Origin of the sequence: Parabacteroides sp. AF18-52 (assembly GCF_003479145.1) — a bacterium.
Classification (GTDB): Bacteria; Bacteroidota; Bacteroidia; order Bacteroidales; family Tannerellaceae; genus Parabacteroides; species Parabacteroides faecis.
Window position 1 is genome coordinate 22,214 of record NZ_QUGR01000028.1, and the last position, 19,428, is coordinate 41,641.

Genomic DNA, 19,428 nt, shown 5'->3' on the forward strand with positions numbered 1-19,428 from the left:
AAATGACAGATATAAAATTCGAACCGAAAGATTATAAAAGCGACCAGTATGTTCGTTGGTGTCCGGGCTGCGGAGACCATGCCGTATTGAACTGCTTACACAAAGCGATGGCGGAAGTAGGAGTGGCTCCTCATAATATGGCCGTTATCTCGGGTATCGGGTGTTCTTCCCGTTTACCTTATTATATGAATACATACGGTTTCCATACTATTCACGGACGTGGTGCTGCGATCGCAACTGGTGTGAAAACAGCCCGTCCCGACCTGAGTGTCTGGTTGATCACCGGTGACGGTGACTGTCTGGCTATCGGCGGTAACCATTTCATCCATGCCGTACGCCGTAATGTCGACCTGAACATAGTCCTGTTCAATAATAAGATCTATGGTCTGACTAAAGGACAGTATTCACCGACGTCCGACCGTGGTTTCGTCTCCAAGAGTTCTCCTTACGGAACGGTGGAAGATCCTTTTGTTCCTGCTGAGCTGGCTTTGGGTGCGCGCGGAAACTTCTTTGCCCGTGTGATCGATGTCGACCTGAAGAATACGACTGAAGTGCTGGCTGCCTCTGCCCGCCATAAAGGTGCTTCTGTTACGGAAGTATTGGTGAACTGTGTAATTTTTAACGACGGTATACACAAAAGTATTGTCGATAAGGAATTCCGTGCCGACCGTACGATCTTCCTGCGCCACGGCGAAAAGATGATCTTCGGTAAGGAAGGTAATAAAGGTCTTGTCCTGGACGGACTGAAACTGAAAGCTGTCACGATCGGTGAAGATGGTTATACGATGGATGATATTCTGGTTCATGATGCCCATGAAAAGGATAGTACGCTTCATCTGATGTTGGCTATGATGTCGGATGATATGCCGATCGCCCTGGGGGTTATCCGCGATGTGGATGCTCCGGTGTACGATGAGGCCGTTCATCAGCAGATTGAAGAAGTGCAGGCAAAGAATCCTACCCGTACACTGAAAGACTTCCTGATGAAAGGGGAAGTTTGGGAAGTAAAATAAGAATTTACTGTTATACTGAAACAGGAGGGATGATCGTACGATCATCCCTTTTTTGTTTTATCCATCTTCGTTCATTGGAAAATGAAAAAGTTGATTTTTATCGGGAAAAAGTGAGTATAAATGATCGAAACCTGTGTTTTGAAAGAAAAACGTTATTGGAACAATGAATAAAGATTATACGAAATATACCACGGAAAAGCTGTTGGAAGATGATTTCTTTATCGAATCAAACACTTCTCCGACGCTGGATACGATCAATTTCTGGAAAGGACAGATCGCCGACGGACTGGATGAGCAGGAATACCAGTTAGCAGTATTCTTTTTACGTTCCATCCGTGTAAAGAAAGAGCAAATGAGTAATGAACGACAGGATTTATTATGGACAAGGATCAAGGATTCGAACAAGATCCTGCAAATGCAACGTAATCGTCGCTTTCGTTCTTTTATATGGATGGTTGCTGCCAGTGTCACTGTTTTGATTATATTCTCTATTTCATATATATATACCAATGTAAACAAAACTCCGGATGTAGAAGCCATTGCCCGGGAAATGGCTGTTACTCCGGAAGCGGATGATATACAATTGGTTTTACCCGATAAGCAGATTCCGATCAGCGGACAGGAATCTCAGATCGAATATGATGCAAAAGGGACGGTGGTCGTTAATTCGGAAAAAATCGCAGATGCGTTTCAAAGCTCTGCTAACTCCTCCAAGCGATCATTGGAGTTTAATCAATTGATTGTTCCGAACGGAAAACGTTCTACCTTGATTTTAGAGGATGGAACCAAAGTCTGGGTGAATGCCGGTAGCCGGATCGTGTACCCGGTGGCATTCGCAGATAAAAAAAGAGAAATCTATGTAAATGGCGAGGTTTTCCTGGAGGTAGCACCGGATAAGAACAGACCTTTTGTCGTAAAAACGAAGGAGATGGATGTACAGGTTCTGGGTACTTCTTTTAATGTAATGGCATACGAAACGGACGAATCGGCATCGGTAGTCCTGGTGACGGGGAGCGTGCAGGTAGATACCAGGGATGATGAAGATTTCCGCCTGGAGCCTAACAGGATGTTCTCTTATCATAAGGGAGAATGTGATATAAAGGATGTCAATGTAAATGATTATATCTTATGGAAAGATGGGTTATATACATACAGAAGTGAACATTTGTCGGTAATCCTGGATCGTTTATCCCGTTATTATGGGAAAAAGATCAGTTACAAGTCTGATGTGGCAGATTTAAGATGTTCAGGAAAGCTTGATATGCAAGAAGACCTGGAGGTTGTTCTGGATGGGTTGAGTCAAACAGCTCCGATCCTCTACAAGAAAATAGGTGAGGAGTATATATTAGTCAAAGTAGGTAAATAAATGATTGTGTATTAGGTTATTGTTTTTTGAAGCATATATGTTAACAACTTAAATTTGAAAGCCTATGGAAAAAGTTCGAATGGAATAATAATAGATCTGTAAATGTTTACAAAACCGGATAACACTGCCATGTTATCCGGTTGGATCTTTAAATTAACTAGTTGAAAATAACCATTTAAAAATCAATACAAAGATATGGTAAATAAACGATTCTCCAATTACTGGAGTGTTAAATATCGCATTATGAAAATCGCCGCTATATTCCTGATCTTGGGAATAAATGCAAGTTTGGCTAATGATACTTATTCGCAATCGACGACATTGTCTTTGAAAGCGAACAATAAGACTGTACAGGAAATCTTCTCTGAAATAGAAAAACAAAGTGAATATGTATTTTTCTATTATGATGGTGTGTTGGATATTAACCGGAAGGTGAAATTGGATATCACTGATCAGACTGTGGAAGTTATATTGAAACAGTTGTTCGAGGGAACGGATAATACCTATGTTATAAAAGACCGTCAGATATTTATCTCTAAGAAAAAGGATAACGGTTTGATCGGTCCGTTGCCACTGAAAGCCCAGAACAAAAGTACTTTTCGGGGGAAGGTGCTGGATGACTTTGGTGAACCGTTGCCGGGAGCTGCTATCCTGGTTGCGGGAAGTACCCGTGGTGTGACGACTGACCTGGACGGCTCTTTCGAACTGGAAGTGAACAAATCGGATAAGTTAGTCATTTCTTATCTGGGAATGGAAGATCAGGAAGTAGTTATCGGTAACCAAAATGATGTTGTGATCAGAATGAAACCTAAAGTAGATGAATTGGAAGAGGTTACCGTTGTTGCTTACGGTAAGCAAAAGAAGGCTAGTGTGATAGGTGCTATATCTACCATTACTTCTGAACAGCTTCAGGTACCTGTGGCGAAGCTGAGTACAAGTCTGGCCGGGCAGATGGCTGGTATTGTAGCCATACAACGTACGGGGGAACCCGGTGCCGGAGCCGACTTCTGGATACGGGGTATCAGCTCTTTCGGGGCAAACAATACACCGCTTATCCTGGTGGACGGGATAGAACGTTCGATGGATTTGGTCGATCCGGAAGATATTGCGACTTTTTCTATCTTGAAGGATGCGACAGCTACGGCATTGTATGGAGTGCGTGGTGCAAACGGGATTGTCCTGATCACGACAAAACGGGGAAGAGAGGCAAAACCGGCTATCAATGCCCGGGTGGAATATGGGATTTCCAATCCGACCGTAACACCTAAAATGGCGAATGCCTCCCAATGGATGGACTATTATAATGACATCACATTACAGGGAAATGGTCAATTGGCTTATCAACCGATGAAATATGATAAATATGTCAATCATACGGATCCGGATTTGTATCCGAATGTGGACTGGTGGGATACGACGTTCCGCAATATATCGAATAATATCCGTGCGAATGTCAATGTTTCGGGAGGAGGTAAAAGTGTCCGCTATTATGTTGCCGGTTCGTTTTATAGTGAGAATGGTATTTTTAAACCGGTGAAGAACCCTCAGTATGATCCCCAGGTCGGATACAAAAAAATCAATTTCCGGGCTAATGTCGATATTAATGTGACCCGGTTGACGGAACTGAGTCTTTCGTTGTCGAACCAATATGAAATTAAGAACCGTTTAGGGGTTGCAATGGAAAGTGTTTATGAGAATACATTGGCCGTACCTTCCGTTGCTGTTGTTCCCGTATTTTCAGATGGCAGCTTGTCCCGCCCTATTGTAGGGACTAATCCTTATCTGGATCTGAACTATACAGGTTATTCTGCTGATTTCTGGAACAATGCTCAATCTTTGATCAGCCTGACACAGGATTTTTCATTTATTACTCCCGGTTTAAAAGGGAATGCAAAATTCTCATGGGATGCCCGTAATGAATCGACTCTGGATAAGCGTAAGTCGCCGGTTACATACGATGCCCTGGGAAGAGATAAGGAAGGAAATCTGATTTTACATCAGAACCGCGACGGTAATGATTTCCTTTCTCTGGCTCGCTCTAACAGAGGGGCACAGACCTGGAACTTTGAAACATCGCTTACATACGATCAGTTATTTAATGATGACCATCGGGTGAATGGCCTGTTTTTATTCAATATCCGGGAATATACCAACAACTTGTCCGACACAAACCTTCGGTCCGGTACGTCCGGGAGATATCAAATACCGGGATATAGACGGGAACGGGATTATCGACTCAAACGACCGGGTTCCGATGGGATATACGACAATCCCTGAGATCAACTATGGTTTCGGTGTGAGCCTGCGATGGAGACGTTTTGATTTATCCGTATTCTTTCAGGGAGCTACCCATGTAGGACGTATGATCGGAGGAAGCCAGGTGTACGGTAGTGACGGCAGTATTCTGTCTCTTGGAAACTTCTATGAAGAGGTAGCAGAGAACCGTTGGACTGAATGGAATCCGGATCCGAATGCGAAATATCCCCGTATGTGGATGTCGGCCTTTGACAATAATAAGCAACAGTCTTCCTTTTGGTGGCGCGATATGAGCTATATCCGTTTGAAAAATGCGGAGATAGGATATTCATTACCTAAAGAACTGATACAAAAGATAGGTCTTTCGACGATACGTTTTTATATACAGGGTGTCAATCTGCTGACGTTTAGCGGCTTCAAATTATGGGATCCGGAACTGAATACCGGAACCGGAGGACTATATCCCCAAATGCGTACGGCTGCCATAGGAATGAATGTTAACTTTTAATTATTAAGCATATGAAAAAATATAAGCATAGATATACAGTAATCAGTCTGTTATGCATGATCGGCATGTTGTTTACCGGTTGTGATGGTTTTCTGGATGTAGAGTTGGATAATCAGATTAAACTGGAGGAAGTATTCAATAAACGTTCCACAACCGAACAATATCTGGCACAAGTGTATGGCTTTGTTCCCCAGACATATAATTGGCATGAAAATGCTGTCGGTGCTAATATCCCCATGAGTGATGAAGCTCTGTTTTCCTGGATGTCCGGATTGGGGTACCATAGTTTTTTGAATGGGACATGGAGTGTCACGACTACCTCCTATGCGATCTGGAAAAATATGTATCAGGCCATTAATCAGGCTACCGTATTTATGAACCACGTAGATGAGTGTGTGGAATTGACCCAGAAAGAAAAAGATATAATGAAGGCGGAGGCTCGTTTTTTGAGAGCTTATTTCTATACACTCTTAATAGATCGGTACGGACCGGTTTATGTTTGGGGAGACCAGGATTCTGATTCCAGTATTCATGCGGAAGATGTTGATCGCCATCCGCTGGAAGCAAATGTGCAGTTTGTGCTGGAAGAATATGATAAGGCCGCAGAGATTTTACCTTTACAGATTACGGATCTCAGTTGGTACGGGCGTGTAACGAAAGGAGTTGTGTTGGCTGCTAAGGCCCGTTTCCTGTTGTATATGGCAAGTCCGCTGTTCAATGGCTGTTCTCTGTATAAGGGAATGCAGAATAAAGACGGAGAATTATTATTCCCGCAGTCACCGGACCTAGAAAAGTGGCAAAAGGCGGCTGATGCAGCTAAGGCTGTCATCGATCTGGGAATTTATGATCTGGTACGGAACACGACAGAAACAGATCCGTTCAAACGGGCAATCCGTTCGTATATGGCGATAACATTGGAAAAATGGAATAAAGAACTTATTTGGGGACAATGGCAAACTGATGGAATGTTCATTGTTGTTCGTTGTAATCCTCCCCAGTTCTGTAAGACCGGTTATGGTGGATATTGCCCTTCTATCCGTTTGGTCGATACTTATCCTATGGCTGCTTCAGGGCGCTTCCCTGTCACGGGATATAATGCGGATGGTTCTCCGGTTATAGACTCGAAATCCGGTTATGTGGAAGATGGTTTTAAGGATAGTTATAAACATCCGTTGGATACTTTCCTGCTTGTAAAAGCACATAACAGTTGTGTCGGGCGTGACGCTCGTTTTTATGCTTCTGTTTTAGCGAATGGGTTCCCGTGGCTGAATCCGGCGATGAGAAAAGAGGCTGTTACATTTTTTGATGGAGGTACTTCTTCCTATTCAGGTAGTGGCGATTGCGTGAAGGTCGGATATTCCTGGCGCAGAATGACCGACCCGACTTTGAATACGGACCAGGGGAACTGGGGGCAATTGGTCGCTCCGATCTTTCGTTTAGGTGAAATTTATCTGAACTATGCGGAAGCCTGTAACGAAAAACCGAACCGGGATGAGGCCGAAGCTTTGAAGTATATCAACCTGGTTCGTGAACGTTCCGGTTTGAATAAACTGGAGGATGCTTATCCGGAAGTCAAAGGAAATAAAAACTTACTTCGTGAGCTTATACAGAAAGAACGTATGGTCGAATTGGCATTCGAGACACTCCGGCTACCGGACCTTCGCCGGTGGATGACCGCTAAAGATGTTCTGAACGGAAAAGTATGGACAAGGAATGTCGCTGCGAAAAATTATGAAGACTCATGGCACAGGACAACGTCTATCTGGGCTTCAGGAGACAGGGTATTCACAGACAAAAATTATCTGTTCCCTATTCCTCAGGAGCAATTGAATGAAATGCAGAATTTGACACAAAATTATGGTTGGTAATAAAAAATGAAGAATATGAAATTCAAATATAATATATTTCTGATGGCCTTATCGGTATTCTCGTTGTGGTTTGTTTCATGTGACGAATACAGGGATGCGGATGAATTGGATGATCAGCTTTATCTGCAAAAATCAGGGTTGCTGGAAGCTAAGGTCTTTAATTGGGGTACTTTTACCTATGAACTGCCTGTGATAAAGAGTGGTAAAGGAAATCATTCCGCAACCGTCCGCCTGTCGGTGGATGAATCCATTTTGGCTGCTTATAACGAAACGAACGGTACCGATTATAAACTGATGCCGGATAATTGTTATTCGCTGAAAGAGGGGAGTTTATCTTTTACGGAAGATGATTACAGAAAGTTCTTTCTGATTGATTTTGATCCCGCCTCCCTGACTGATCTGGGCAACGATGGTTTGCAATATGTACTGCCCTGTTTGTTGGTGACCGATAACGCGGATATTCGGATCGCAGAGGAGGATAAGGCGCAGATTCTGATCAAGCCTTCTGTTTATCAGCCTTATATCGGTTTCGAAACTCCGGGTATATACAGGACGGGATCTGAGTTCAGTATAAAAACGGATGATGATGATGTTTTGGTCATTTATCCTAAGGTACAGGTCAATTATTATAATGACTGGGATATTTCTTATGATGTCGAGGTGAATTCAGCTGCACTGGATGAATATAACGGTTCCCTGAGTGCAGGTGCCCGAAAATATAAATTACTGCCGGAAGGTGCGTATACGATAGATCGTTCGACTTGTATCCTGAAAAAGAACCGGGATTATGAATATCTAAAGATCACATTGGAGGAGAAAGCATTTAAAGTAGATGAAAATAATTATGCTTTCGGGTACTATGCCCTTCCTCTCAAAATAGCTTCTGTCTCAAAGTACGGAATCGATCCGGAGGCGGATGTTACAATCTATCCGATCTCTATCCAGCCCCCGGTTATGGAGAAAACCGACTGGACGATAGAAGAGTGTAATTCTATTATTACGGATGAAGTCGAGAACGCTTCGTCGATGGATATACCGGATAATCTACTGGATAATAATAATAACACTTATTGGTGTACAAGGGCTATCAAGCCGATAGAATTTCCTTATTTTGTCACTATAAACTTGCAGGAGAGTTGTAGTTTATATCGTTTGGGATTCCAGTTGCCGGAAGATGAATCACTGGGAAATATCAAATCAGGCTATTTTGAAGTTAGCACAGATGGTGAGACTTGGACAAAAATTGTAGATTGGAGCCGCAAAAGCAATCTGGAGAATCGTTCAATGGAACTGGATTTCTCAATGCAACAAGCCAATTATATCCGTTTTGTTATTACGGATGCATTTGAATATGCAGATCCGGCATTGGGCAAAGCAAGTGGTGCGGTTTGCCAGGTAGCAGAGATTAATGGTTGGGGTATTTAATAACAGATGTTATGTCAAATAGAAGAACTTTTATTAAACAAATGATGGCTGGAGGTATATTATTACCTTCAGCTCCCCAACTCCTGGCGGAGGGAAACTCTTCCGGAGTGGTTGGAAATGGGGAATCTGTCGGTTCCCGCGAGATACGCATTGCTTTAATCGGTAAAGGCGGAATGGGGACTGCTGATGCGAATTGTGCTTTACGGGTACCAGGGGTAAAGATCACGGCCGTATGTGATGTTTATGAAACGCGTTTGGAGGATGCTAAAAAACAGTGGGGAGATCATATTTTCACAACAAAAGATTATAATGATATTCTGAAACGTAGCGATGTCGATGCCGTACTGATCGGAACTCCCGACCATTGGCATCAACCCATTGCCATTGCTGCCATGAAAGCTGGTAAGCATGTATATTGTGAAAAGCCGGTTATCCATAAAATCAGTGAGGCAGAAAAACTGATCGATGCGCAACGGGTAAGCGGTATGTATTTTCAGGCCGGGAGTCAGGGTATGGCTTCTTTAGGGAATAGAAAAGCCCGGCAACTGTTGCGATCCGGGGCTATCGGCAAAGTCAATTTTATAGACGGGCAGTTTACGGGTGCTCCGGGAACATTGGGATATTATCCGGTAGCTGATAATGCTTCTGAAAAAACAATCTGGTGGAAACGGTTCTTAGGAAATGCACCTAAGCATAAATTTGATCCCCAACGTTTCTTTTATTGGAGGAACTGGAAAGATTACGGAACCGGCATTGCCGGAGATCTGTTCGTGCATGTGCTGGCAAGCCTTCACTATATAACTGATGCTATTGGTCCGGAAAAAGTTTATACGACAGGTGGTATCCGGCATTATACAGACGGATACCGGGATACTCCTGATGTGATGCTTGCTTATCTGGATTATCCGGACAGAGAGGATCTGGGAGCATTCACCGTACAGTTGGGTGCAAACTATGTCGACGGTGTTTCCCGTAAATGGGGAAGTATGGACTTTCGTATTGTCGGTTCGGAAGGAACTCTCGATGTGGCATGGGATAAGGTTACTTTAAAAACGTTGCATAAGGCTGATATGGCCTTCTTGCAAGCATTGGAGCCGATAGGACAGGGGATTGATACGCCGGTTATCAAATCGGAAAAGGAGATAGAATTCATTGCTTCATCGGACTATAAGGGTGGGCATTATGATCATTTTGAAAACTTTTTTACGGGTATCCGTAATAAAACCCCGCTTGTTTGTGATGTCATGTTTTCTGTAAGATCCGCTGCTCCGGCCTTGTTGAGTTATGAAAGTTATGAACGGGGAGAGGCTGTTTATTGGGATGCTGAGAATCTGAAAGAAAGAAAAAAATAAACTTTAAAAGGAGATTTGTCTATGAAAATTATAGGATATGCAGTCTTATTGTTGCTAATAAGCTGTCCTTTGTTCGCATCGAATCCGGTTCTTCCATCGACAGCGGAAACAGTTGTTCCATACCGGTTATCGGAGCAGGAGAAGAAGGATGGTTACCGGTTGTTGTTTGACGGAACTACTCTGGATGGATGGATTAACAACTCTGATGAGTATATATTGGAAAACGGTTGTATTGCTAAAAAAGCCTCGGGATTCGGTAATCTTTATTCGGAGGATAGTTACTGTAACTTCGTATTGAAATTTGAATTTCAACTGACACCCGGAGCAAATAACGGATTGGGGCTTCGGCATATCATAGTTCCGGAAGGTTATTTGGGTATGGAACTTCAGATACTGGATAATGACGATCCTCAATATAAGGACCTGAAGCCCTACCAGTATCACGGAGGTTTATATAATTATGCTCCGGCCAAGCGCGGGTATTTAAAACCGGTGGGCGAATGGAATCAACAGGAAGTGATAGCCCGGGGAGCCAATATTAAGATCATATTGAATGGGACGGTCATTCTCGATACGAATATCAAGAAAGTGATTAAGGATATTCCGTATGATAAGGTACAGTCCGGATTGCGTAATTCATGTGGTCACATCGCTTTCCTGGGACACGACTCGGTAGTCAGGTTCAGATATATCCGTATAAAAGTTCTCGATTGAGAACCACGCAATTGCTTATAAAACAAACGACAGATTACTGATGAATTGTTTTATAGGCAATTGTAAGTTATATACTGATAAGAAGGAACAGAACAAATTGCATTTCTGCCCGTGAGAAAGTGGTACGCAGCTTTTTTAAAGACCTTTGTATCAGATTCTGGGTAGATTGGTAATTCATATCCATGATCTGGCAAATCTCTTCATAAGATAATCCTTCTACAAAACGATAATAGATGATTTCCTTCTGGCGTGGCGATAAAACCTCGAGCATCCGGATCATTTTCTCATTCAGGAATTGTTCTTTTTCATTTTCGATAATCTCATCCTCAATCGTATATTCTGCTGCAAAAACAGGTTCCAGCGAATCGATCTGACTGTATTTTATATCTTTTCTGAATATGTTAAATAGCTTGTTTTTCAAGGATATGAAAAGATATAGTTTGATATTGTCCGTAGACTGGAGATGTTTGCGGTTCTGAAATATCTTTACGAACACATCCTGTATACAATCTTCTACCAGCCCTTTATCAGAGGTAAAATGCATGCCATAAGCATATAATGCCTGCGAGTACTCTCTATAAATATATGTATAAGCTTCATCATCTCCACAAAGAAAATTCTCCCAGATTATCTGATCTGAGTATCTCTCTTTTGCAGTCACGGGGGTTGACTCAGTGTTTTTTCTCATAAGAATGCTACGTGGTTAGACCTTGTTCAGAATCAGAACACAAAGATTGGGAAAAACTACTCATCTTTTTCTGTAAATATATTCACTTTTTTCCAAGTGACTACTTTGGTTGACACTTCTGTCGCAGATTGTAAAGTGTAGTTGACAAATAGACTACCCTGATTGTTAATTGCATGGAAAAGAGCAATTATTACTGAAAAATTTCCTTAATAGAGTATCAGCTATAAAAAAAAATATTACTTTTGTACCGGTCTTAACAAGGCGGGGTAACAGCAGGTTACAAACAGGTATTAGTTCTATTATTTTTTAATTTCGAGAGAGAGAAAAGTTATATAAAGTCAATCATTTAAATTATTATCAAGAATGGCTAATTTAGATTTAAGCAAGTACGGAATCACAGGTGTGACAGAAATTGTACACAATCCGTCTTATGAAGTTCTGTTCGCAGAAGAAACAAAACCAGGTCTGGAAGGTTTCGAAAAAGGTCAGGTAACTGATATGGGTGCTGTAAACGTTATGACTGGCGTTTATACAGGACGTTCTCCTAAAGATAAATTCTTTGTAAAGGATGCTACCAGCGAAAACACTGTATGGTGGACATCTGAAGAATATAAAAATGATAACAAACCAGTAGACGAAAAATGCTGGAAGGCTTGTAAAGAATTAGCAACAAAAGAACTTTCTAACAAGAGATTGTTCGTTGTTGACGCATTCTGCGGTGCTAACGAAAACAGCCGTCTGAAACTGCGTTTCATCATGGAAGTAGCATGGCAGGCTCATTTCGTAACAAATATGTTCATCCGTCCTTCTGCTGAAGAATTGGCTAACTTCGGTGAACCTGATTTCGTTATCATGAATGCTTCTAAAGCTAAAGTTGAAAACTATAAAGAACTTGGCTTGAACTCTGAAACTGCTGTTGTATTCAACCTGACTGAAAAGATCCAGGTTATCCTGAATACTTGGTACGGTGGTGAAATGAAGAAAGGTATGTTCTCTTACATGAACTATCTGTTGCCTCTGCAGGGTATGGCTTCTATGCACTGTTCTGCTAACACAGACAAAGAAGGCAAGAGCTCGGCTATCTTCTTCGGTTTGTCAGGTACAGGTAAAACTACATTGTCAACTGACCCGAAACGTCTGTTAATCGGTGATGACGAACACGGATGGGATAACGACGGTGTATTCAACTTCGAAGGTGGTTGCTATGCTAAGACTATCAACTTGAGCCAGGAAAACGAACCGGATATCTGGAACGCTATCAAACGTGACGCTCTGTTGGAAAACTGTACAGTAGACGCTAACGGCGCTATCGACTTCTCTGACAAGTCTGTTACAGAAAACACACGTGTTTCTTATCCTATCTATCATATCGAAAACATCGTTAAGCCGGTTTCTAAAGGCCCGCACGCAAAACAGGTTATCTTCCTGTCTGCTGATGCATTCGGTGTATTGCCTCCGGTATCTATCCTGACTCCGGAACAGACTCAGTACTACTTCCTTTCTGGTTTCACAGCTAAATTGGCTGGTACAGAACGTGGTATCACTGAACCGACTCCTACATTCTCAGCTTGTTTCGGTGCAGCATTCTTGTCATTGCACCCGACTAAATACGGTCAGGAACTGGTTAAGAAAATGGAAATGACTGGTGCTAAGGCTTATTTGGTTAACACAGGTTGGAACGGTAGCGGAAAACGTATCTCTATCAAAGATACAAGAGGTATTATCGATGCTATCCTGGATGGTTCTATCGACAAAGCTCCGACAAAGACTATTCCTTATTTCGATTTTACTGTTCCTACAGAATTGCCGGGTGTTGATCCGAAGATCCTTGATCCTCGTGACACTTACGCTGATCCTGCACAGTGGGATGAAAAAGCGAAAGATTTGGCTGCACGTTTCCAGAAGAACTTCGCTAAGTTCACTGGTAACGAAGCTGGTAAGGCTTTGGTTGCTGCTGGTCCGAAATTGTAATTTATTTGCCCGAGGTATTTCCTACCGAAGGTTAAGTGTAAAAAATCAAAAAGCGCAGAACATTTTGTTCTGTGCTTTTTTTATATATCTATATTAATTTTATCATAAATGTTAGTTTGTTTTAAAATCTATTATTATCTTTACCCCAAATTATCCGTTATTGTGGGGTTTAAAGGTATAATGATAAAGCATTTATTATTGATTTTCGGAGTCGCATTGTTTTTGTCGTCGTGCGGCAAGGACGTTTCTTACCGAATAGAAGGCAAATTGTCTAATTTGGAAGATGAGACGTTGTATGCCGTTTTTGAAAATGACAATAACAAAGTCGTCGATACCGTCACGTGTGAAAAACCCGGACAATTTTCTCTGAAACGGAACGAAGGCGACTTCAATACAGTTACGATCTTCTTCGATCATAAAAAAAGCTGGACTACCGCTTACCTGATAAAAGGGGAGAAAGTGACAATAACCGGTGATGCTCTTTATCCGGCCCTGTTACAGGTAAAAGGCGGACGGATCAACGATCAGTTGAACTCTTACAGGAAGAGTGTCAGTCCCTTACTGAAGGAACAGGCTGATTTGATCAAGATACTGACCAATAAGGGAAGTTATACAAATACGACAGAAGAGACAGATATACCGTCACGCCTGACAAATGTAAATCATACCTTGAGTGAGCGGGCGATGGAGTATATTCAGGAGCATCCGGATGAGGAAGCTTCAGCTGTTTTGCTGCAATATTATTTCATGAATCCGGATGATACCCGTAAAATGGATGAATTGCTGGCCGTGTTGAGTCCGAAACTGAAAGATTTCTATCTGATACGTAAACTGCAGGAGTATAGTGCCAAGGCACAGCGTACTTCACTGGGTGCCGAAGCTCCCGGATTTAATGTAAAGAATGTATACGGACATACTGTGAGCCTGGATTCATTCCCTCAGCGATATCTGTTACTTGCTTTCACGGCTCCCTGGTGTGATATGTGCCAGACGGAAGATCTGTTCCTGGATAAAGTTGCTATGAAATATCCGAAGGAAAAGGTGGATATGTTGCTGATCAGTTTGGATGACGACCCGCAGGAAGTTCGTAAACTGCTGTCAAAAGATAGTATCGACTGGAACCTGGTGACCGACTCTGCCGGACAGGCGACGATGCTGGTCGATTTATATAATGTAAATACACTTCCCCGCTGTTTCCTGATTGATGAAGACGGAAAGATCATCATGAAAACGGACAATGGTGTGGAGATTCAACAAACACTGGAAAAACTGATAGAGAAATGAGATAACAAATTATAAACATCCAACCAAAATCATTAATTATGTTAGTAAAATCTTATGCAGCCGCGGTGCAGGGCATCTCTGCAACTATTGTCACCATTGAAGTAAATTGTACGAAGGGGATTCAGTTTTTTCTGGTAGGTCTTCCTGACATAGCCGTCCGTGAAAGTCACGAACGTATAATTTCTGCGCTTCAGGTAAGTGGATACAAATTCCCTCGTAATCGTATTGTGATAAACATGGCACCTGCCGATATCCGGAAGGAAGGTTCTGCCTATGACTTGCCGCTGGCAGTCGGTATATTGGCCGCTGCTGAAGAGTTGGATGCTTCCCGGTTGGATAAATTTATTTTGATGGGAGAACTTTCGCTCGATGGGAGCCTGCAGCCGGTGAAAGGTGTGTTACCTATTGCTATCAAGGCGCGGGAAGAGGGATTCAGAGGATTTATTCTTCCTAAACAAAATGCGCGTGAGGCAGCGGTGGTCAATAACCTGGAAGTATATGGAGCTTCAACTATCAAAGAAGTAATCGAGTTCATGAGTGGAAAACGTGAACTGCAGCCGACTATTGTTAATACGAGGGAGGAATTTTATGCTCGTCAGGAACAATTTGAGTTTGATTTTTCAGATGTACGTGGGCAGGAAAATGTGAAACGTGCTTTGGAGGTGGCAGCTGCCGGCGGTCATAACCTGATCATGATCGGCCCTCCGGGAAGTGGTAAGTCAATGCTGGCGAAACGGTTATCGACGATCCTTCCTCCATTCACTCTGCACGAATCACTGGAAACGACCAAGATCCATTCTGTAGCCGGAAAGATAGGGGTAGAAACTTCCCTGATGATACAACGGCCGTTTCGCTCTCCGCATCATACTATTTCGAATGTGGCGATGGTGGGAGGGGGAGCTTATCCGCAGCCGGGAGAAGTAAGTCTGGCGCATAACGGGGTATTGTTCCTCGACGAATTGCCGGAATTTAACCGGAGTGTACTGGAAGTAATGCGGCAACCATTGGAGGATCGGAAGATCACGGTTTCGCGTGCTCGTTTTTCTGTCGATTATCCTGCCAGCTTTATGCTGGTTGCTTCGATGAATCCTTGTCCGTGCGGCTACTATAATCATCCGGATCGGCCTTGTCTTTGTCCGCCGGGAGCAGTGCAGAAGTATATGAATCGTGTTTCCGGGCCGTTACTCGACCGTATCGACATACAGGTGGAGATCATTCCTGTTCCTTTTGAAAAGATATCCGAACAACATCCTTCCGAACCCAGCATTGCCGTTCGTGAACGGGTCGTTAATGCCCGTGCTATTCAGGAAAAGCGTTTTGCAGAATACGAAGGTGTTTATTGTAATGCTCAGATGACCACACCACTTCTGCATAAATATGCGGTACCTGATGCTTCCTGTCTCTCTCTTCTTAAAGCGGCTATGCAACGCCTGAGTCTTTCTGCCCGTGCTTACGATCGGATTCTGAAGGTCTCCCGTACCATTGCCGACCTCGATGCTTCCGAAAACATAGAGACCCGCCATCTCGCCGAAGCTATCAATTACCGGAATCTGGATAGGGAGAGTTGGGGATTATAGGGATGTCGTTGGTTTTATTAGCAGGAACTAATGGAGGGATAATCGGGTGAACTTGCTATTTATTTCTACCTGGATGTTACCTATGTACTGTTTTATTACCGGGTGGGCTGAAAATTTCCTTGCTAAATGCTACAACGAATGTATTTCCGGCAAGAATGTTCTTTCGTCGCGAGTTCTCACAGAACTTTAGTTATTTCGATATTCCTGCGGGCTGATACCGACATGTCGTTTAAAATATTTACCGAAAAAAGACATATTAGTAAAATTCAGCGAATAGGCAATGCTCTGTACGGAGGCTTCGGTTGATTTCAATTGCGCTTTGGCATCCATAATCACCATCGATGCGATAATTTCGAGGCAGGTTTTTCCTGTGACTTGTCGGATGGTGGTACTTAGATGTGCCTGTGTAATGCCTAGTTTTTCAGCATAAAAGGCTACGTTTCGTTCCTGGCTGTAATGTCGCATGACCAGTTGGGTGAAATCGTGTGTTATCTGTTCGCTTTTCCCCAGCACTGTTTTTTTTGTTCGGATATCTTTATATAAATCTCCCAGACCATAAACTAATGTAAGTAACATATGTTTGGTGACCTCTTTACTGATCTTTCCGTAAAAGGTAAGATATGTTTTGGCAAGTAAATCCAGGTGTTCCCGGATGATTTGAGCGACTTCGTCTTTTAGTGGGATAACAGGCGAGGTCTTTATTGTATAAAATATATCGACCGTTGCTTTAATGACGTTTGTCTCTATAATAAACTGGGAGGAATAACCTAAGAAATAGATATTTAACTCACCTGTCACTTTGAGGATCTGAAGGATGCTTCCCGGTAAAATCGTTACAAAATCGTTAGCTTTCACCCGATAGTTTGTCGTATCGATCAAAGCCTCAATTTCTCCCCCCATGCAAAGGACAAAAATTCCGGCTTTTAGCCGGCAAGGAAAATTGGTATACATATTCAGTATTTCACGACTGATATCTTTCCCGACAATCCAGTCTTCAGGAATATCGAGCTTCGGTAGCTCCTTGGGTATATTTGTATCCATTTGCCTGTTGTTTATATCGATGCAAATGTATTCATTATTTTTCAAAGGCTGATTCGTTTTCTTAAAAATAGAACACTAGAATAATATCTTTTTCTCCAATAATGTATATAATAAAGCGTGTTAGTTAATATGTTTTAAGACATATCTAAAAAAAAGAACAGTAAATCGCATAAATAGACCTTGTAGGGTTTTGTAATTCAAGGTTACTTTGCACCCGATAAAAAATGCATATAACACTAGTATTATATAAGGTTGTAAAAACAACCATAAAATTAGGTAGATGAGGGAAATAGAAATGAAGAGAAGGCTTAGTTCTGTGAGAACTATGGCGTTATTGTTTGGTATTTCCATATTATCTGCATGTACAGCAGATGATATGGGTACTTTGGGCAAGAAAGAAGGGAGTGGATGTGTTTTGTTAGACTTAAATGCCGATGCTACTTACAGTAAAACGAAAACTGCATCCGATCCGGAGAATGTCAATGACTATATTGTAAACATTCTTCAGGATTCAGAAATTGTTACCTCTTTCCTTTTTGGAGAGAAACCTGAAAAATTGGCATTGGATGCAGGTGATTATGTGGCTCAGGCAACATGGGGGACGCTGGTCCCGGCCGCTTTCGATTCTTTGTATGTGGAAGGAATAACAAACTTTTCAATTGAAAATGGTGAGACTACTCAGGTTAAACTGGATTGTCGTCCGGCTAATGCCAAAGTAACAGTCGATTATGCAGACGATTTGAAGAAAGCATATAGCGATTATACCGTATCGATGAGTACCAGCCACACCGGTGAATCTCCTCTGGTATATAAAAAGGATGAAACTCGTGCCGGATATTTCCAGGTGGACAAAGAAGGGGAGAAACTGAATCTGAAAATGCTGTTTTCTACTTCCAGTAAGGAGTATACCTTTACTAATTCGGTCGATATTTTACCTCGCGACCTGGTTCGTCTGCATTTTAAACTGGGAAGTAATGAAGGAGGAGGAAACACGCCAGATATACCGGATACACCGGATGTCCCGGATACTCCCGATGTTCCTGCGCCACCCTCTACGCCAGACCCTACACTTACAGTCGATGTCGCAGGTTTGTTATTCGAAGCGAGCGATAACCTGACGCAAAGTGTTACTGTCACTTCCAATTCAGAGTGGACCATCGCAAAGACAGCCGATTGGCTTACTGTGGAAAAGCAGAACGGAAAAGCTGTTTTTACAGCCAAAGAAAATAATACAGAAGAGGTTCGTAAGACAACTGTAACGGTGGTGGCTACCAGTGGGAACAAGTCGTTATCAGCTGATATAGAGGTATCACAACAGGGGAAAGTTATCGACAATATGCCGGATCTTGCCGTAGATCTTGTCGACCTGATCGTTTCAAACGATGCATTCGAGCAGACAATCACTGTAAGAAGCACGAAAGACTGGAGTTATACAAACAATGCTGAGGAGTGGTTGAAAGTGACTCGTACTGATGGAGATGCAACAACATTGACTTTGTCGGCCGAAGCAAACGCAACCTCTCTGGCCCGTAAAGCAGAGGTTGCTATTACTGCCGGTGAGGGAGATAAAATAACGACTGTAACCATTCGTATTGAGCAAAAGGCCAAAGAGGAGGATCCTTATATCCATGTCGACTTCTCGGATCTGAAGTTACCTGCAGCCGGTGTTACAGCTAAGGCTTATAAAGTGGAAACAAACCAGAAAGACTGGACTATTTCTTCGTCTGCCGACTGGCTGAAGGCTGAGAAACGAGAAGGAAGTATGTTACTGACAGTTGCCCCGAATGATAAGAATGAAGTGCGTAGTGCGGACCTTCTCTTAACAGCGAGCCAGGATGTCCGCAATATAATGGTGAAGATAACGGTCACGCAGGAAGCGAAACCTTTGGATGTTCCGCCTTTGAAGATTGAGATAACGATCAATCACGATTTGGTTGAAAAACCGATAATATATGAGATTGAGAATAAATTCTCGACGGATAAAAGGTTTACCCTGTCTTTCTCTACGGAGAATGGTAGTTTCCCCGGTATAAAGAAAGGGACGGCTCCTGATGATTTTTATCTGAATATATTGGGACTGAACGGTGCGAAGATACAGAAATGCGAATGGGCAGAAGTGACGGGATTTGAAGAGAATAAGATTGATCTTGTTCAAACGAAACGTAAAGAGACATCGGAGTTTGACGGTTTGATTTGGGACGATGACCTGGCTGGTAGGTCTTTGGCAACGATCTATCTGGAGAATTTTGTGAAGAAACTCGCAGTCGGTTACCATGAGTATAAGATAAAAGTAACAGGAGACGATGAGGGCGGCATGTCTTATTCTTCGGAAACTCAATTGAAAATTCAAATAACGGAATAAATC

At 42.5% G+C, this 19,428-nt stretch carries 14 protein-coding genes; 12 read left to right on the forward strand and 2 right to left on the reverse strand.

Annotated features, from left to right (window positions below):
- The first annotated feature begins 2 nt into the window (after positions 1–2).
- From DWX23_RS24105 to DWX23_RS24135, 8 genes are all read left to right on the forward strand, one after another.
- Positions 3–1,013: a 2-oxoacid:ferredoxin oxidoreductase subunit beta gene (locus DWX23_RS24105; RefSeq protein WP_122376384.1), complete on the forward strand. Its 1,011-nt coding sequence runs from the start codon at positions 3–5 to the stop codon at positions 1,011–1,013.
- A gap of 163 nt (positions 1,014–1,176) precedes the next feature.
- A complete protein-coding gene (locus DWX23_RS24110; protein ID WP_122376385.1) occupies positions 1,177–2,379 on the forward strand; it encodes a FecR family protein in 1,203 nt (400 codons plus the stop codon).
- A gap of 195 nt (positions 2,380–2,574) precedes the next feature.
- On the forward strand, positions 2,575–4,656 hold the full coding sequence (locus DWX23_RS24115) for a SusC/RagA family TonB-linked outer membrane protein (protein WP_233587766.1): 2,082 nt from the start codon (positions 2,575–2,577) through the stop codon (positions 4,654–4,656).
- Positions 4,634–5,143 carry a hypothetical protein gene (locus DWX23_RS25235; RefSeq protein ID WP_233587768.1) on the forward strand — a complete coding sequence of 170 codons (510 nt, stop codon included), beginning with the start codon at positions 4,634–4,636 and terminating at the stop codon, positions 5,141–5,143. Before DWX23_RS24115 ends, DWX23_RS25235 begins: the two co-directional genes overlap by 23 nt.
- A gap of 11 nt (positions 5,144–5,154) precedes the next feature.
- Positions 5,155–7,011, forward strand: a complete 1,857-nt coding sequence (locus DWX23_RS24120) for a RagB/SusD family nutrient uptake outer membrane protein (protein ID WP_122353451.1) — start codon at positions 5,155–5,157, stop codon at positions 7,009–7,011.
- 15 nt (positions 7,012–7,026) lie between these two features.
- Positions 7,027–8,436, forward strand: a complete 1,410-nt coding sequence (locus DWX23_RS24125) for a BT_3987 domain-containing protein (protein ID WP_122376386.1) — start codon at positions 7,027–7,029, stop codon at positions 8,434–8,436.
- Between the two features lie 11 nt (positions 8,437–8,447).
- Positions 8,448–9,788 carry a Gfo/Idh/MocA family protein gene (locus tag DWX23_RS24130; protein ID WP_122376387.1) on the forward strand — a complete coding sequence of 447 codons (1,341 nt, stop codon included), beginning with the start codon at positions 8,448–8,450 and terminating at the stop codon, positions 9,786–9,788.
- A 21-nt stretch (positions 9,789–9,809) separates the two neighbouring features.
- The gene (locus tag DWX23_RS24135; RefSeq protein WP_122353448.1) at positions 9,810–10,502 is read left to right on the forward strand and encodes a DUF1080 domain-containing protein; all 693 of its coding nucleotides are present in this window, start codon (positions 9,810–9,812) and stop codon (positions 10,500–10,502) included.
- A gap of 67 nt (positions 10,503–10,569) precedes the next feature.
- On the opposite strand, the gene DWX23_RS24140 is transcribed toward DWX23_RS24135, so the two are convergent.
- Positions 10,570–11,190 (reverse strand): RNA polymerase sigma factor, encoded by a 621-nt coding sequence (locus tag DWX23_RS24140; RefSeq protein ID WP_122376388.1) that lies wholly within the window; start codon positions 11,188–11,190, stop codon positions 10,570–10,572.
- Between the two features lie 363 nt (positions 11,191–11,553).
- Here DWX23_RS24140 and pckA point away from each other — a divergent pair, with 363 nt between their 5' ends.
- The 3 genes from pckA (at position 11,554) to DWX23_RS24155 (ending at position 16,022) form a co-directional block, all read left to right on the forward strand.
- Complete coding sequence (pckA, locus tag DWX23_RS24145; RefSeq protein ID WP_122353446.1) at positions 11,554–13,161, forward strand: phosphoenolpyruvate carboxykinase (ATP); 1,608 nt, start codon at positions 11,554–11,556, stop codon at positions 13,159–13,161.
- A 180-nt stretch (positions 13,162–13,341) separates the two neighbouring features.
- Complete coding sequence (locus DWX23_RS24150; protein ID WP_122376399.1) at positions 13,342–14,445, forward strand: TlpA disulfide reductase family protein; 1,104 nt, start codon at positions 13,342–13,344, stop codon at positions 14,443–14,445.
- A 38-nt stretch (positions 14,446–14,483) separates the two neighbouring features.
- Entirely contained in the window at positions 14,484–16,022 is a 1,539-nt protein-coding gene (locus DWX23_RS24155; RefSeq protein ID WP_122376389.1) for a YifB family Mg chelatase-like AAA ATPase, read from the forward strand.
- 186 nt (positions 16,023–16,208) lie between these two features.
- On the opposite strand, the gene DWX23_RS24160 is transcribed toward DWX23_RS24155, so the two are convergent.
- On the reverse strand, positions 16,209–17,051 hold the full coding sequence (locus DWX23_RS24160; protein ID WP_122376400.1) for an AraC family transcriptional regulator: 843 nt from the start codon (positions 17,049–17,051) through the stop codon (positions 16,209–16,211).
- 307 nt (positions 17,052–17,358) lie between these two features.
- Here DWX23_RS24160 and DWX23_RS24165 point away from each other — a divergent pair, with 307 nt between their 5' ends.
- The gene (locus DWX23_RS24165; protein WP_158607120.1) at positions 17,359–19,425 is read left to right on the forward strand and encodes a DUF4493 domain-containing protein; all 2,067 of its coding nucleotides are present in this window, start codon (positions 17,359–17,361) and stop codon (positions 19,423–19,425) included.
- Positions 19,426–19,428: the final 3 nt, after the last annotated feature.

Excerpts from the sequence above, each read along its gene's own strand:
- DWX23_RS24105 (WP_122376384.1), top strand. The coding sequence starts at position 3 with ATGACAGATATAAAATTCGAACCGAAAGATTATAAAAGCGACCAGTAT.
- pckA (WP_122353446.1), top strand. The coding sequence starts at position 11,554 with ATGGCTAATTTAGATTTAAGCAAGTACGGAATCACAGGTGTGACAGAA.
- DWX23_RS24130 (WP_122376387.1), top strand. The coding sequence starts at position 8,448 with ATGTCAAATAGAAGAACTTTTATTAAACAAATGATGGCTGGAGGTATA.
- DWX23_RS24115 (WP_233587766.1), top strand. The coding sequence starts at position 2,575 with ATGGTAAATAAACGATTCTCCAATTACTGGAGTGTTAAATATCGCATT.
- DWX23_RS24110 (WP_122376385.1), top strand. The coding sequence starts at position 1,177 with ATGAATAAAGATTATACGAAATATACCACGGAAAAGCTGTTGGAAGAT.
- DWX23_RS24150 (WP_122376399.1), top strand. The coding sequence starts at position 13,342 with ATGATAAAGCATTTATTATTGATTTTCGGAGTCGCATTGTTTTTGTCG.
- DWX23_RS24165 (WP_158607120.1), top strand. The coding sequence starts at position 17,359 with ATGAAGAGAAGGCTTAGTTCTGTGAGAACTATGGCGTTATTGTTTGGT.
- DWX23_RS24135 (WP_122353448.1), top strand. The coding sequence starts at position 9,810 with ATGAAAATTATAGGATATGCAGTCTTATTGTTGCTAATAAGCTGTCCT.
- DWX23_RS24155 (WP_122376389.1), top strand. The coding sequence starts at position 14,484 with ATGTTAGTAAAATCTTATGCAGCCGCGGTGCAGGGCATCTCTGCAACT.
- DWX23_RS24120 (WP_122353451.1), top strand. The coding sequence starts at position 5,155 with ATGAAAAAATATAAGCATAGATATACAGTAATCAGTCTGTTATGCATG.
- DWX23_RS24125 (WP_122376386.1), top strand. The coding sequence starts at position 7,027 with ATGAAATTCAAATATAATATATTTCTGATGGCCTTATCGGTATTCTCG.
- DWX23_RS24140 (WP_122376388.1), bottom strand. The coding sequence starts at position 11,190 with ATGAGAAAAAACACTGAGTCAACCCCCGTGACTGCAAAAGAGAGATAC.
- DWX23_RS25235 (WP_233587768.1), top strand. The coding sequence starts at position 4,634 with ATGGGATATACGACAATCCCTGAGATCAACTATGGTTTCGGTGTGAGC.